This is a genomic window from Arthrobacter sp. GCM10027362, from assembly GCF_042679445.1.
Taxonomy (GTDB): domain Bacteria; phylum Actinomycetota; class Actinomycetes; order Actinomycetales; family Micrococcaceae; genus Crystallibacter.
This window is the reverse complement of the sequence record NZ_JBHTML010000002.1, coordinates 1-14,584: the sequence shown is the minus strand read 5'-3', so window position 1 is coordinate 14,584 and position 14,584 is coordinate 1. Positions and strand designations below refer to the sequence as shown.

Annotated in this window: 11 protein-coding genes and 1 pseudogene; 5 read left to right on the top strand and 7 right to left on the bottom strand. The window is 66.3% G+C overall.

Annotated elements, in window-relative coordinates:
* Positions 1–50: 50 nt before the first annotated feature.
* The 4 genes from ACFQ36_RS00560 to ACFQ36_RS00545 all read left to right on the top strand — a co-directional run bounded on the left by ACFQ36_RS00560 (position 51) and on the right by ACFQ36_RS00545 (position 4,029).
* Complete coding sequence (locus ACFQ36_RS00560) at positions 51–896, top strand: substrate-binding periplasmic protein (protein WP_377009513.1); 846 nt, start codon at positions 51–53, stop codon at positions 894–896.
* Positions 897–934: 38 nt separating this feature from the next.
* Positions 935–1,894, top strand: a complete 960-nt coding sequence (locus tag ACFQ36_RS00555; protein WP_377009511.1) for an ornithine cyclodeaminase family protein — start codon at positions 935–937, stop codon at positions 1,892–1,894.
* Positions 1,895–1,941: 47 nt separating this feature from the next.
* Complete coding sequence (locus tag ACFQ36_RS00550) at positions 1,942–3,180, top strand: FAD-dependent oxidoreductase (RefSeq protein ID WP_377009509.1); 1,239 nt, start codon at positions 1,942–1,944, stop codon at positions 3,178–3,180.
* A 156-nt stretch (positions 3,181–3,336) separates the two neighbouring features.
* Positions 3,337–4,029: a GntR family transcriptional regulator gene (locus ACFQ36_RS00545; protein ID WP_377009507.1), complete on the top strand. Its 693-nt coding sequence runs from the start codon at positions 3,337–3,339 to the stop codon at positions 4,027–4,029.
* On the opposite strand, the gene ACFQ36_RS00540 is transcribed toward ACFQ36_RS00545, so the two are convergent.
* Together ACFQ36_RS00540 and ACFQ36_RS00535 are read right to left on the bottom strand one after the other, a co-directional pair.
* Positions 3,997–4,362, bottom strand: a complete 366-nt coding sequence (locus tag ACFQ36_RS00540) for a CGNR zinc finger domain-containing protein (protein ID WP_377009505.1) — start codon at positions 4,360–4,362, stop codon at positions 3,997–3,999. The two genes, ACFQ36_RS00545 and ACFQ36_RS00540, sit on opposite strands and share 33 nt — an antisense overlap.
* Positions 4,363–4,886: 524 nt before the next feature.
* Positions 4,887–6,410 (bottom strand): SulP family inorganic anion transporter, encoded by a 1,524-nt coding sequence (locus ACFQ36_RS00535; RefSeq protein WP_377009503.1) that lies wholly within the window; start codon positions 6,408–6,410, stop codon positions 4,887–4,889.
* A 183-nt stretch (positions 6,411–6,593) separates the two neighbouring features.
* Here ACFQ36_RS00535 and ACFQ36_RS00530 point away from each other — a divergent pair, with 183 nt between their 5' ends.
* Positions 6,594–6,977: a MerR family transcriptional regulator gene (locus tag ACFQ36_RS00530; protein ID WP_377009501.1), complete on the top strand. Its 384-nt coding sequence runs from the start codon at positions 6,594–6,596 to the stop codon at positions 6,975–6,977.
* Between the two features lie 724 nt (positions 6,978–7,701).
* On the opposite strand, the gene ACFQ36_RS00525 is transcribed toward ACFQ36_RS00530, so the two are convergent.
* The 5 genes and pseudogenes from ACFQ36_RS00525 to ACFQ36_RS00505 form a co-directional block, all read right to left on the bottom strand.
* Entirely contained in the window at positions 7,702–9,216 is a 1,515-nt protein-coding gene (locus tag ACFQ36_RS00525; RefSeq protein WP_377009499.1) for an MFS transporter, read from the bottom strand.
* A 1,190-nt stretch (positions 9,217–10,406) separates the two neighbouring features.
* Positions 10,407–12,089 carry an MFS transporter gene (locus ACFQ36_RS00520; RefSeq protein ID WP_377009497.1) on the bottom strand — a complete coding sequence of 561 codons (1,683 nt, stop codon included), beginning with the start codon at positions 12,087–12,089 and terminating at the stop codon, positions 10,407–10,409.
* Positions 12,079–12,237 (bottom strand): hypothetical protein, encoded by a 159-nt coding sequence (locus ACFQ36_RS00515; RefSeq protein WP_377009647.1) that lies wholly within the window; start codon positions 12,235–12,237, stop codon positions 12,079–12,081. Before ACFQ36_RS00515 ends, ACFQ36_RS00520 begins: the two co-directional genes overlap by 11 nt.
* 62 nt (positions 12,238–12,299) lie before the next feature.
* Positions 12,300–12,593: an oxidoreductase C-terminal domain-containing protein gene (locus ACFQ36_RS00510; RefSeq protein WP_377009495.1), complete on the bottom strand. Its 294-nt coding sequence runs from the start codon at positions 12,591–12,593 to the stop codon at positions 12,300–12,302.
* A gap of 73 nt (positions 12,594–12,666) precedes the next feature.
* A pseudogene (locus tag ACFQ36_RS00505) lies at positions 12,667–13,482 on the bottom strand (NAD(P)/FAD-dependent oxidoreductase); the annotation flags it as partial.
* Positions 13,483–14,584: the final 1,102 nt, after the last annotated feature.

Here is a 14,584-nt window from a genome sequence, read left to right as displayed (position 1 = left end):
GCCGCGCCGCCCCCTTCCCACCAACTCCTTCCGCTACTCAGGAGATTCCCATGAACAAGATGTTCCGCACCCTCACCGCCGCCGCCCTCGCCTGCGGGGTGGCCCTCACCGCCGGTGCATGCAGCCGCAACGCCGAGAGCACGGTGGCGGCGGACTGCAAGCCCGCCCACACCTTCCCCACGGTCTCCAAGGGCACCCTCACCGTCGGGCTGCCGGAAATCCCGCCCTTCAGCTACACCAAGGACGGCAAACCCACCGGCGTCGACGTGGACATCGTTAACGAATTCGCCAAGGCCAACTGCCTGGAGGTGAAGTACCAGCCGGTGGCCTACACCGCCGCCGTCCCCTCCGTGCAGAACAAGCGCATCGATCTGACCGTCGGAGACTGGTACCGCACCAAGGCACGCACCGAGATCGTCAACCTGTCCGCTCCCATGTACCTTGACGAACTGGGCGTGATCTCCAAGGAAGGGATTACCTCCATGGAGCAGCTCAAGGGCAAGCAGGTGGGCACCATCGACGGCTACATGTGGGTGAGCGACATGAGGAAAATGCTGGGCGGGGACCTGAAGGTCTACCCCTCCAGCGTGGAGCTGAAGCAGGACATCGAGGCCGGCCGCCTCGACGTGGGCGTCGACGCCTACGGAACCGCGCTGTACAACTTCAAGGACTCCAAGTACAAGGTCACCACCGTCAAGCCGGACCCGGCGGTGGCTGCGACCGTGCAGCCGGCACAGACAACCCTGCCCTACACCAAGGACAACACCGGGATGGGCACCGCCCTGGACGAGGCGATCAACAACCTCCACAGCACGGGCCGGATGGTGGAGATCCTCAAGCAGCACGGACTGCCGGACTCGGCCGCCGAGGTGGGCAAGCCCCGCCTGATCGGCTGACCCGCCCCCATCTCACACGACAGCCTGGAGAAGCACACGTGCCACTCATCCAATCCCCTGACATCGCGGTGGTCAGCGCAGACCAGGTGCCCGAGCACCTGCCCATGGACCGGGCCATCTCGGCCTTGGAACACGCGCTGAAATCCGGACTGGAACCCGAGAAGTCCCTGGCCCGCAGCAGCGTCCCCCTGGAACGGGGCAGCTTCCTGCTCATGCCCGGGGAGCACGGCGGATACGCCGGCGTGAAGATCCTCACGGTGGCGCCGGAGAATCACAAACGGCGGCTGCCGAAGATCCAGGGCAGCTACCTGCTCTTCGACTCCGATACCCTCCGTCCGTTGGTGCTGATCGACGGAGTCGCCCTCACCGCCATCCGCACGCCGGCGATCTCGGCTTTGGCCATCCACCACCTGGCCCCCGCCAATCCCGTCTCCCTGCTCGTGTTCGGGACCGGGCCGCAGGCCCTGTACCACGTGCGGGCAGTCGCGGCGGTACGGAAGCTGAACACGGTGACGGTGGTGGGGCGGTCGGAGACAAGGACCGGCACCTTCGTTGACCAGCTACGGGCCGAAGGCTATGACGCCCGCCGCGGCACCGCCGCCGACGTAGCCTACGCCGACGTGATCACGTGCTGCACCAGCGCCCGGGAGCCCCTCTTCGACGGTTCCCTTGTGCCCGACGACGCGGTAGTCGTGGCCATGGGCTCGCACGAGCCCGATGCCCGAGAGGTCGACGACGTCCTCGTCGCCCGCAGCACTGTCTACGTGGAGGACGTCGAGACGGCCCTGCGCGAGGCCGGCGACGTGATCATCAGCGTCCGGAACGGGACCATCACCCGCGAGGACCTGCACGGTCTCTCGTCCCTGGTCCGCACCGGTCCCCAACCCCGCCGGGGCCCTGCCTTCTTCAAGAGCGTGGGCATGGGATGGCAGGACCTGGTTACCGCCTGTGTCGTCTATGAGGACCTCGCCCCCAGCCCCGGCACCACCGGCCACTGAGGACCTCCCGGACTGTCCCGACGCCACCCACGCCTCAGGAGGAATACATGAAAACAATCGTCATCGGCGCCGGAGCCATCGGGCTGTCCGCCGCATACTACCTGCGCAAGAGCGGGGTCGAGGTCACCATCGTGGACCCGGCACCGCCCGGTTCAAAAGCCTCCAGCCACAATGCAGGATGGGTGGTGCCCAGCATGTCAACCCCGGTGCCGGCCCCGGGGGTCCTGCCCCAGGCCCTGCGCTGGATGCTGCGCCGGGACAGCCCGCTCTACATCTCCCCCGCCGTCAACCCGCAGTTCCTCCGGTTCATGCTGACCATGCTGCGCCACTGCACCACCGCCCGGTTCGAGGCAGGACTGAAAGTCCTGGCCGAGCTGAGCGCCGAAACCCTGCAGCTGTTCGACGAGATGGCCGCCGACGGGGTGCGGTTCGAAAGCCATACCGGTCCCCTGACAATGCTGTTCAAGGACGCGCGGAAACTTGACGCCCACGCAGCCGAGCTCGAAACCATGGCGAAGCTCATTCCGGGCTTCTCCTGGCGGGCCTTGGACCGCCAGGACCTCGCCCGGGAACTCCCCCATGTAGCCGCCGGCGTGGCCGGCGGGCTGCAAACCCTCGGTGACCGCTCCCTCGATCCCGAGTCCTTCACCAAGGGGCTCGCTGCCGCCTGTGCGCGCGAGGACGTCGAGTTCCGCCTGGGTCGGCGCGCCTCCCTGCAGCAGGAGAGCAATGCCTCCATCTCGGTGGTCGTCGGAGGGGAGGTGCTCCAGGCCAACCGGGTCGTGGTGGCCGCCGGAGTCTGGACCAATGAGGTACTGGCCGACATCAACGAGGGTGTCGCCCTGCAGGCGGGCAAGGGTTACGGCTACGACCTGCCGTGCCAGCCAGGCGGCCCTACGCACCCCCTGTACCTGGCCGAGGCGAAGGTGGCCATCACTCCCCTGCAGAGCAAGGTCCGCTTTGCCGGCACGATGGGATTCGGCGGGATCGATGAACGTATCAACTCCATCCGCGCAGGAGGCCTGCTCTCCAGCCTGCCCTCGTACTTCACGCAGTGGCCCGCCCTTCCCCGGCCGCCGCATCCGTGGACCGGGCTGCGCCCGATGACTCCTGACGGGCTGCCGATCATCGGCCCCCTGCCGCGCCAACCGCACGTCCTCGTCGCGACAGGCCACGCGATGCTGGGTGTGAGCCTCGCCCCGCCCACCGGCCGGCTGATCGCCGAGATGGTCACCGGCCAACTTCCCGCCCGCCACCGGGCCGCTCTGGCGGCCGACCGCTTCTAGCGGAAGCAAAAGAGTCACCGGGCGTACATCCCGGCACGTAGCTTGCCTCGAGCCTTTGAACGCCCGGCCATTTCCCCGATCTGCGAGGCATTCGCCGGGACCGCCAAGGCCCGAAAAGGCGGCCGACGGACGGCGCTTTACGGGGAGAAGGAAATCGTGAGCCTCCCGTTGACTTGGAACGATGCCCCGGCAGAGTCTGTCGCCAGGCAGAGTTACCGCGAGCAGGCAGCACGGATCATCCGGGCCCAGATCGTCTCGGGGCGGCTTGAGCCAGGCTCCATGCACTCCATCGGGGAGATCGCCGAAAGGCTCAACGTCTCGATCACCCCGGTGCGCGAAGCCCTGCACGACCTGGCCCGCGAGGGCTTGATCGAGATGAAGCGCAACCGCGGCTTCCTGGTGCGCACGCCTTCCAGCAAGGAACTGGACGACATCGTCCAGATCCGGGCCATGCTCGAGGTCTCCTCGGTACGCGAGATTACCGAGCGGGGACTCATCAAGGACTTCGCCCCGCTTCGCAGCCTGAGCCGCAAGACGCAGGTTTTCGCCGAAGCCGGGGAATGGGTGGGGTTCCTGGATACCGACCGGGAATTCCATCTGTCCATCCTCGCCGCCCTCGACAATCCCAAACTGCTCGAGATCGTTGGCTCCCTGCGCGACCAGAGCCGGCTCTTCGGCCTGGACAAGATGGCCGGATCCATTTCCTTCCGGCAGTCCACGAAGGAACATGAACTGATCCTCGACGCCATGGAGGACCACGACCGACACACTCAATGCCGGCGGCCTCTTCCAGCGCCGGTGCGGACATGGTCACGTTTATCGGCACTTGAGGTAGGCAGACTGACTTAGGCTCCGAGCGCGGTGTCGTAGAACTCTTTGGCGGTCACGGTAGCGTTGGACGGCATCGGTATTGCCGCGGCGGGCCAAGCAGTAGGCGCGGCGGCCGCCGCGGCTGACGTCGGCGACAACACACCGGCATTCCTTTCCGGCGCAGGAGCCGAGCCGGCGCCTCCTGCCTCGGCGATGAAAATGGCCAAGCCCCCGGCGGACATTGAGCGCAGGCGTTCGAGCACAGTGTCGCCGGCGTCGGCGAACTGCTCGTTGACCGCCGCGCAGCGTGCCCCCTTGTTGGGGGCGTTGAAGACCGGGCGCAGCCGGTCCGCCCACTCCCGCAGCTCCCATCCGGCTACAGGGTCCAGCCCGGCCTGCCGGCACAGGTAGCGCTTCAGGCGGTCCTCCAGCGCGGGAATTTCCCAGGTGTCCGCATCCAGGATGTTGGCCAGTTCCTCGGCCAGTCACACCCCTGGCATGTTGTCATGGTTGAACTGCATAAACCCATGACACCGTAGTGTCCTGTGCGGCACCGCTCGGCCCGGCTGGCAGGAGGGCCGGAATATCCAATCCGGTACCATCATCCGGCGGCGGGGGAATTGGCGAGGTTCAGGGCCAGGACGGTTGCACCAAGCAGGATCGCGCCGCCGACGGTGTCCTGTTTGAGCGCCTGGCGGATTCCGCGTCAGATTGAGGGTTGATGGGCAGGCGTGAAGTATCAGGGGACATCAGGCTTCCCTCGATCAAGGGGGTGCACGGATTTCACATCCGTGGCCCCCGGCCTGGAGCGGCGGATGCGCGGGCATCGTGCTGAACGGCAAAGGACCCGGACCAAATATTTCCGGTCAGGATCCTTCGCTCGGTCGCCGGGTTGGTCAGTGGCCGGCGTCGAGTTTGCCGCCGAGGCGATCACGCATGGCGGTGCTGGCGTCGTTGAGGCCGGTGATTGTCACATCCGTGCCGTGGCGGCGGTACTTCTCGATGATGGCGTCCAGCGCCGCGATGGTGGAGGCGTCCCAGAGGTGGGAGGCGTGCAGGTCGATGATCACCCGGTCCGGGTCCATCGCGTAGTCGAACTGGGTGTAGAGGTCGTTGGAGGAGGCGAAAAACAGCTCGCCATTGACCACGTAGGTGGCGGTTTCGCGGCCGTCGACGGTCTGGACGGTGCGTTCGACGGTGACGAAGTGCGCCACCCTGCGGGCGAAAAGGACCACGGCCACGAGGATGCCGACGCCGACGCCGATCGCGAGGTTGTGGGTGGCCACGACCACGATGACGGTGGCGGCCATGACGATGGTTTCGCTCTTGGGCATCATCTTCAGGGTGCGGGGGTGGATGCTGTGCCAGTCGAAGGTGGCCCAGGAGACGAAGATCATCACCGCGACCAGGGCGGCCATGGGGATGACCGAGACCACGCTGCCGAGGGCCACGACGAGGATGAGCAGGAAGACCCCGGCCAGGAAGGTGGAGATCCGGGTGCGGGCACCGGAGGCCTTGACGTTGATCATGGTCTGGCCGATCATCGCGCAGCCGCCCATCCCGCCGGTGAAGCCGGTGACGATGTTCGCCACGCCTTGTCCCCAGGCCTCGCGGGACTTGTGCGAGCGGGTATCCGTGACATCATCGACCAGCTTGGCGGTCATCAGGGACTCCAGAAGCCCGACGAACGCCATGGCCAGGGCGAACGGGAAGATCACCTGCAGGGTTTCCAGGGTGAACGGGACGTTCGGGATGAACAGGGACGGCAGCGATTCCGGAAGGTCGCCCTTGTCGCCCACGGTCGGCACGGCAACCGAGGCCAAAACGGTGATGAGGGTCAGGACGACGATGGCGACCAGCGGCGCCGGCACGGCCTTCGTCAGCCTGGGAAGCCCGAAGACGATCACCAGCCCGAGCGCGGCGAGCGGGTAGACCGGCCACGGGACGTTGATCAGTTCGGGGACCTGGGCCAGGAAGATCAGGATCGCCAGGGCGTTGACGAAGCCGACCATGACCGAGCGCGGGATGAAGCGCATCAGCTTCGCGACCCCGGACAGGCCCAGGATGACCTGGAAGATCCCGGCCAGGATCACCGCGGCGACGAAGTAGTCCAGGCCGTGGGATTTCACCAGCGGGGCGATGACCAGGGCGATGGCCCCGGTCGCGGCCGAGATCATGGCCGGGCGGCCGCCGACGAAGGCGATGGTCACGGCCATCGTGAAGGACGCGAACAATCCGATCCGGGGATCGACGCCGGCGATGATGGAGAAGGCAATCGCCTCCGGGATCAGCGCCAGCGCCACCACCAGGCCGGCGAGCACTTCGGTCTTGAGCCGGCGCGGGGACTTCAGGGTTTCCCGGACAGACTGCAGCTGTTCGGGGGTGAAGGCCGGGGCGTCCCCGGCGGTTTTGGCGGCCATTGCCGGCTCCGTTCATGGTTGGGAGGACGCACTACATGCGCCTTCGCTTGGTCGAAGAATGAGGGGGCGCGGCACCGCGCCGGGGAAGGGGAAACCAGCCTCGGAGGTCTCGCCGCCTGCCAGCAACCCTACCCTAACGTGATGGTAGAGTTTGACTCGACGATAAGGACGGAGGCCTATCCGATGACGGCAAGAACCGGCAGTTCCACCATGCACATCGGTGAACTGGCAGAACGGACGGGCCTGTCCCTGCGGACGATCCGGCATTACGACGAGGTGGGGCTCCTGCCAGCCACGGCACGGACCGGGGGCGGCTTCCGCGTGTATTCCGAGGACGACTTCGAGCGTCTCATGGTCATCAAGCAGATGAAGCCCCTGGGGTTCTCACTGGAGGAAATGGCCGAGATCCTCTCGATACTCTCCTCCCGCGAAGGCGCGGACCGCCCGGAAGCAGACAAGGCCAGGCTCGCGGAATTCCTGGAGGAGGCCGTCCACCAACGGGCCAAAATGGCCCGCAACCTCGCCCAGGCGGACGAGTTCATAAGCAGACTCAACCGGGACAGCTGACCAAACGCATCCTCAGCTGCTGCCCGTGGACGGGATCCGGTTTTCAGGGTCCCTGACACTCCTGCTGTTGTCCTGCATGTCGGCAGCATGGAGGACGAAGCGGACCAGCGTCAGACCGGCCTCATGCCGATTGCGGACCTCCGGATGCCGACAACTGCGTCCGGGACCGTCCGGACCCATTCGTGGTTACCGGTTATTTGGAAAGGCAGGAGGCCGCTCAACTCACAGGTCCTGCAGTCGTATAAGCCGGTCCTCCGGCACACCCCTCCCCGGCAAAATCCAGACGCTGAAAACGCCGTGTTTCCGACGTTCCCGGACCGGCGTATGCCCCGCCCGCAAATATGCCCGTGAAGGTGTCTCGAGTGCAGCAGCTATTAGAGGCCCCCTCTTGCAGGCCGTGGCTTGCAAGACAAATCAGTCAGACACTCCTGGCCCTTGGATCCTCAGCCCCTCGAAATGTCTCGCAAGTGGATGTCCGTGGGACTGTCGTCAAGACTCGTTGATGATGCACTTGGCATCTGCGCTGTTCTCGGAATTGAATCGGACGATGCTTCTTGCCGCGCTGCCGTCTTGGTTTGCCAGGCAACAAGTGCAGTGGCACCACTGCTGATTCCCAAACTCCGACAAACACGCATGGGAAGACGATAAGTTTTTGGCGTTTCGACAAAGCTGCGGCCGGGATACCGTACCCGGAAAGGCCGGTTGGCGGATGGTTTCGCCGTGCTCACATGGCCGTCGGCCGGTCAGGGCGTCCCCGATGAGACGCCCGCGCCGCCTCGTAGCTGCTGTCGAACGGCAGTGTGTCCATCTCCAGCAGGGGGTTTGAGTCCTGGGTCGCGACCAGCTCCCGGGCCGCGTCAACCGAGTCCACGCTGGGCATGGAACCGGGCAGGTGCCGCCGGGCGGATTCCGGCAGGAAGTAGATGGTGACGGCGGCGATGGCCGACGTCGCCATGAGGTAGAAGGCAGGCATCAGGTCGTTGCCCGTCGCCTGGATGAGCGAGGCGACGATGAACGGCGTGGTGCCGCCGAAGATCGCCACCGCGAAGTTGTACGCGATGCCCATGGCCGCATAGCGGTGGGCCGTGGGGAACAGCGCAGGCAGCGCCGAGGCCAGGTTCGGCACGAAGAAGGTCACGGGAAACGCGACCAGGGCCAAGCCGGCGAGCGTCGCCGGAACGGTCCCGATTGCAATCAGCAGGAACGCCGGAAGTGCCAGCACCACCGTGCTGATGGCCCCAATCCAGAGCACGGGACGCCGCCCGATCCGGTCGGCGAGGCGTCCCGCCAGCGGGATGCACGCAGCCATGACCACCAGGACGGGCACGGTCAGCAGCGTCCCGTGGATCTCGTCGTATCCCTTGGTGCTCGTCAAATATGTAGGCATATAGGACGTGAGCGCGTAGCCCACCGTGTTGCCGGCCGCCACGAGAATCATGGCCAGCACGATCTTCTGCCAGTGGTCCTTGAAGATCCCCACCGGGCCCAACGGGCGGAGCTCGTCTCCGGTCTCGTGGTGGGCAGCGGCCACGGCTTCGGCCTCCAGGGTCGCCTTGAAGGCGGGCGACTCCTCGATCTTCATCCGGAAGTAGATGGCGACCGCGCCCAGCGGACCCGCGACCAGAAACGGGATGCGCCAGCCCCACGCCTCCATCTGTGCTTCCCCCAGGAGCAGCTGGAGGACTGACACCAACGCCGCGCCCAGTGCAAAGCCGAGATAGCTGCCCATGTCCAGGAAGCTGACGAAGAAGCCGCGGCGGCGGTCCGGCGCGTGCTCGCACACGAACGTGGTGGCGCCGGAGTACTCGCCGCCGGTGGAGAAGCCCTGGACCAGCTTGGTGGCCACCAGCAGCACCGCGGACCAGATGCCGAGCACCCTGTACCCGGGCAGCAGGCCGACGACGAACGTCGCCGCCGCCATTAGCAGCAGGGTCATAGCCAGGACCTTCTGCCGGCCAATCTTGTCACCCAGCCAGCCGAAGAAGATGCCGCCCAACGGCCGGGCGATGAACGTGGCGGCGAAGGTACCCAGCAGGAACAGGTTCTGCACGGCCCGATCCGCCTCGGGCAGGAACACCGGACCCATGGTGGTGATCAGGTAGCCGAACACGCCGACGTCGTACCATTCCATCGTGTTGCCCACGATGGTCCCGCCGAGCGCTTTCCGCAGGGTGCGGTGGTCGACGACGATGATGTCGGACACGCGCAGCCGCCGCTGCTGCAGATGGTGCTCTGTCATGGCTCAGTCACCGCCGCCTCGGTCTTCAGGCTGGGCACGTGCCGTTCGTACTGCCGGTATCCCTGGTCGGGACAAGCCCAACTCTCCGACCATCTTCCCACCACCGGCCAAGCACAACAATGAAAACCGCGGCCTTCCCCCACGACCCGGCCTCCGTCGTGGCCCGGGGGTGAGCCACCGGCATACCGGGCAGCCATGCGAATCCGGCAATAACCCGCATACCGGCCGGCCTATGCCGGAGCCGGGGATACCGCCGACCACTTCCCCCCTTTTCACAGCGTTCTCCTCGCTGCGGCCGGGGCCCTTCCCATCCCGCTGCACAAGGCGTTGTTGCCTAACGCATCTATGTGCAGGCTGAAGGATCTCCCAAGATCCTGAAAAGCCTTGCAGCCTGGGCCTTCACCCGGAAATGCTGAAAGCACCTGCCAAGATCATGCCTTCTGCAAACAGGGCCATTCCCCTCCCCTACGTTTACGCTGCGGAATGGGCTCGGCCGGAGCTTCCCATTGTCAAACCAGTTGGTTCTTTTTACATCGAGCTCGGCCATTGGTCGGTCGGACCCGACTTCCCAAGCCGCTTTGATACCAGGGACCGGTCCCTCAGGCATCCAACCCGGACTCCACATAGTCACGGTTATCGGCGCTTTAGCGTGAGGCACGTGGATGCGGTCCGTAACGGACGTTATGCCAGGTCTTCCTCGTGGATACTTCACCGCGGCACCTCCACCAGACATAAGGTTCCCTAGCCTCGCAGGCCGAAGCACCTTCACGAGACCTGAACGCACAAGCCCACCCTTCAGCGCGCCCCGTCAGCAAAAATGACATACAGCCGCTGCGATTGTGGAAGGCCGCGAAATTTCATGACGCCCGTTATCAGCAGTAAAGAAGTGGATGGCCGGAACCATTCCCGGCCTGCGCAGGTGCAAGACAACCCGGGCTGGCGGCAGCAGGCAGCTAGCCGAGGCGGGCGGCGCTGCGGCGGGTCGGGCACGGTGCGCTGCCGTCGGAAAAGAACTTTGGTGTGGCGGCTTGGATGCGTTTGACGTCTTCAAAGACTGCACGGAAGTGAAGGCGAAGGGAGGCGTCGTCACGGCGGTCGCCGCAGGGCCTGCGGAGATCAGTGAAGTCCTGGGAGGAGGTCCGGACGCTCAGGGTCGCTCCTGAGCGTCCGGACCGCCCACGTTGTCGGGCTCAGGCCGCCCCTGATAGCCCGGAGGCCACGGGCTGCTCTTCGCACGATTGTGCCTCGAGCAGGGTCGCTTCGAGGTCCACCCCCTCCCGCTGCGCCGCCTCGAGGGCGTTCGGGTCGTCGAGCGGCAGTTGCGCCGCCGCGCCGTCGCGCCTCACGGCGACGGGAACGTTGGTGAGCGGCATGCTCTCGAGATCGATGCGCAGGTCGTCCTCCTGATGGGCGACGATGGCGCGTGCCTCGTCGAGCGTGTCGACGCTCGGCATCGACCCGGGCAGGTGGCGCCCCGCCGACTCGCGCAGGAACAGCACCGCGACGGCGCCAACCAGCGAGGTCCCCATGAGGTAGTACGCCGGCATCATATCGTTGCCCGTGGACTGGATGAGGGCATCGATGATCAGCGGGGTCGTGCCGCCGAAGATCGCCACTGCAAGGTTGTATGCGATGCCCATGCTGAAGAACCGGCAGCCGGTCGAGAACTGAGCCGGCAGTGTCGAGGCGAGGATGGGCACGTAGAACGCCACGGGGAACGCCACCATCGCGAGCCCCGCGAGCGTGGCCGGAACGGTACCGATCCCCACCAGCAGGAAGGCCGGCATCGCGAGGACGACCGTGCTCACGGCGCCGATCCACAGGGCGGGTCGGCGCCCGATCCGGTCAGAGAGCCTGCCCGCGAACGGAATGCACAGGCTCATGGCCACGAGGACCGGGATGGTCAGGAGGGTCCCGTGGACCTCGTCGTAGCCTTTTGATTCCGTCAGGTACGTGGGCATGTAGGACGTCAGCGCGTAGCCGACGGTGTTCGCGGCCGCCACAACGATGATGGCCACCAGGATCGGCTTCCAGTTGGCGCGCAGGATGGCGATGGGCCCCTGCGCCGCCGTTTCATCTTTGGCGATGCGCTCGTTCGCCAGCCGCTCCTGGGCGTCGAGGGCGGCCTGGAACGTGGGGCTCTCCTCGATCCGCAGGCGGAAGTAGATGGCGATCGCTCCCAACGGCCCCGCGACGAGGAACGGGATGCGCCAGCCGTACTCGCCCATGGCAGCATGGCCGAGCGTCAGCTGCAGGACCGAGACGAGGGCGGCACCGGCCGCGAATCCGAGGTACGAGCCCATGTCGAGGAAGCTCGTGAAGTAGCCCCGGCGCTTGTCCGCGGCGTACTCGCTCACGAACGTCGTGGCCCCGGCGTACTCGCCGCCCGTCGAGAAACCCTGGAGGAGCTTGATCGCGACCAGCAGCACCGCGGCCCAAACTCCGATCGTCGAGTAACCCGGCAGGAGGCCGAGGGAGAACGTCGCGACAGACATCACGATAAGCGTGGCAACGAGGACCTTTTGCCGGCCCACCCGGTCGCCGAGCCATCCGAAGAAGATGCCTCCGATGGGCCGGGCAACGAACGTCGCGGCGAAGGTCCCGAGCAGGAAGAGGGTCTGGACCACTTTGTCCGCCTCGGGCAGGAAGACCGGGCCCATGGTGGTGATGAGGTAGCCGAAGATGCCCACGTCGTACCACTCCATCGTGTTGCCGACGACGGCTCCCCCGACCGCCCGGCGCAGCATGGACTTGTCCACGACGTTGACGTCGCCGACCCTGAGTCGGCGCTTCCGGAACGTGATGTGGGTGCGGCCGGAGGCCACTCCATGAGTGTTGGGCTCGGCCACTTTCTGTCCAGGTTCAGCGTTCATAGTTTTCGCTCCTGTTCAAGCGCGGCCGTCCACCGTGATGCCAGGCAGGAGGTTCGACGTATGCCGAGCCCGGCAGGGTCGCGATGAAGCTGTCGAGGATCTGCACTCCGCCCTTGGCGGCCTCGGTCTTCCCAGGTGCAGTGGTCATTTCTTCTCCTATTCGGGTGGGGATGAAAGGGGAAAGGTCAGGATGGTGGCGGTGGGCGGTGCCTAGTTCAGGGGCGCGCCGTGTGTCTCCGCGCGGCGGGCGCGCTGGGAGCGCTCGACGTCGCCGCGCCGCTTGGCGAAGAGCCTCGTCTGGGCGCTGCTGAGCATCCCCACAGGGTCGTCCCCGCGGTAGTAGAAGGCCAGGAAGCTGTGGCCCTCGGCGTCGCCTGCCTCGATCTCGATCCGGCCGGACAGCTCGGCGTGGCCGCTGAACTGGATGCGGATGCCGTACTGGTGGGACCAGAAGTACGGAGAGCGGCCTGGGGTCGGGCGCGTTAAGGAGGGCCCGGACGGCACGGGGCGGCTGGGTGAGCGCGGCGTTCCAGTGCCCGAGCCGGTGCGGGCGGCCCAGGTGCTGGTCGTGCCAAGCCGGGCAGTCCCGGACAGCCACGACGCCGGGGAGCCGGGTCCGGCCGTGCTCGTCGCAGACCACAACGTCCGCCACCTCGACGCTTGAACCGGCGAGCCACCCGGTGGCGGCTTCGCCGCCCGCGGCGACCAGCACGGCGTCGACCTCGATTACCCGTCCGTCGCTGAACTCGGCCGCTTGGACGCGCGCTCCCGCGGCGCGCACGGCTTCGACCGGGGGACCTTGAATGGGCTCGACGCAGTGCGCCGCGTGGAGCCCGGCGAGGACCGCCCCTATCTTCACGCCGACGCACCGGCCGAGGGGTACGCCCGCACCGGCGAGGATCACGACGTCCGCCCCGGCAGCCGGTGCAATCGAGGCTATGTCGGCGCCGATGACGCCCGCGCCGATGACTAGCAGCTGCGCGCCCGGAACGAGATCGCTGCGGAGGCGCTCCGCGTCGTCGAGGGTGCGCAGGGTGTGGACGTTCTCGAATCCGTCGAACACCGGGAGCATCCGCGCGGTCGAGCCGGTGGCCAGCACGACCCCGTCAGCTGTGAGCCGCGCGCCGTCGTCGAGCACGACAGCCCGCTCCCCGGCATCGAGCGCGACAGCGCTCTGGCCGAGGAGCCAGTCGGCGGCGAGGTCCTCCTCGTCGTCCTCGAGCCGCAGTGCATCCGAGGCGATCTTGCCGCTCAGGAAATCCTTGCTCAGCGGGGGGCGGTCGTAGGGACGGTGGGACTCGTCGCCGACCAGGACGAGTCTGCCATCGAACCCCTCGGCGCGGGCGACTGAGAGGCCCGCAAGGGACGAACCGACAATGGCAAGGGTCGTCATCATGCTCCTGACGTGAGCGGGCGGTTCGAGGGGGATGGTTGCGTTTGACGCAACACGCTTCATGATACACAACGGTGAGCCACGCCACAGCGTGATGTCAAGCGCCTGAATACTGGGCGCATGGATCGGCGGTCAGGAAAAGTCCGGCGAAGCGGTGGCCCCAGGCCGCGGCGCTGGCCAGGCCTGGGGCCGCCCCTGACGGTGCCGGGCGGCGTGGCGGTGTTCTGGACAGCGGGGCTGGTCCGGCCTGCTGACAGTGCTGCGCGGCCCCGAATCGCCGGTATCGGCGCTGGTGTGGCTGCATCTGATGCTCGCGGCCGCCGCCCTCACCGTTGTCAGCGCCGGTGCCGCCGCCATAAACCTCCGGCGCCGAATTGCCAAGCACCGGCATGCCGGGCACGGCAGCCAGCTGCCCCACGGTCCCCATGCCGGTCCATCTCCTGCTCCGCCACGCATCCGGACATAGCGGCAGTTATCGGCGCGTGAATTTCCGGACAGACACGGCGTCCCGCCTAACCAATCAGGCTCTCGGAAGTTCCTGAGACCCGGAGGTGTAACCAACGGAAGCACCACTAGAAAGACGAAGCCTTATGTCCCCATCACTGACCTCCACAAATATCACTGCCTCCCCTGCCAACGAGGCAGACAAGCTGCTGAACCTTGTGGCGGAGGAAGTCCAGCACCTGGCCCGACGGGATCACGACTGCGGCATCTTGGTCACAAGAACAGGAGCCGGACAATTCACTGTCGAGCTCAGCGAGCAAGTCCCTTACGGCCTTACATTGGAAGCCGAGACCTCACACCTGGGAGGCCGCCGCAATTCGTTGCGCCGTCCTCGCTAGCGTCCTGCAGCGCAGGCTTCGTCGGAACTGCCAGAGGGCGATGCCGCGAAAAGCCGTTGACAGCTAGGGGGCGGAACACTACGGTGCTTATATATCAGTTGTGTGTTCAGCCGGAACCGGCCCGCCGGACTCCACCACGGCCGACGCTTCGCTGCAGCGCAGCACCGCCGCCGCCATTTGAGACCGCAGCACCGCCAATGCCCCGCTCTGATCCCTCAGGAGGAACCGGACGCCATGAGCACTTCCCCCACCCTTCCCCG